At 62.4% G+C, this 497-nt stretch carries 1 protein-coding gene; it reads right to left on the bottom strand.

Annotated features, from left to right (window positions below; translation table 11 throughout):
- The coding region (locus CKO27_RS24130; RefSeq protein WP_200377433.1) for an ABC transporter ATP-binding protein at positions 1-383 on the bottom strand (383 nt) is incomplete at its 3' end.
- Positions 384-497: the final 114 nt, after the last annotated feature.

Below are 497 nucleotides of genomic sequence, written 5' to 3'. Positions count from 1 at the left end.
TCCAGGAGAGGGGCGAGGTCGAGAATGCCGGCGGCGCGCTCGACGCGCTGGCGGATCTCGTCCTTCGGCATGCGGCGCATCTCCAGCCCGAAAGACATGTTCCGGTAGACGTTGAGATGCGGGTAGAGCGCATAGTCCTGGAAGACCATGGCGATGTCGCGGTTCTTCGGCGCCAGCTCGTTGACCACCTGGCCGCCGATGACGATCTCGCCGGAGGAGACGTCCTCCAATCCGGCGATCATGCGCAGCAGCGTGCTCTTGCCGCAGCCCGACGGGCCGACCAGCACCAGGAATTCGTGATCGGGCACGTCGAGATCGATGCCATGCACGACCTCGACCTCGCCAAAACGCTTCGTTACGCGACGCAGACTGACCTCGGCCAAAAGCTCCTCCCCAGGACTGCCGGGCTGGCCTCACGCAGGTTTTGGTTGCAGTTTTTGCGTGAAACCGCTTACAAACTAGCATCCGTATTTGCTGCCGTCGAGACGCAATGACGA

Source organism: Thiocystis violacea (assembly GCF_016583575.1).
In the GTDB taxonomy this organism is placed as follows: Bacteria; Pseudomonadota; Gammaproteobacteria; order Chromatiales; family Chromatiaceae; genus Thiocystis; species Thiocystis violacea.
This window is presented reverse-complemented; position numbering and strand designations above follow the sequence as displayed.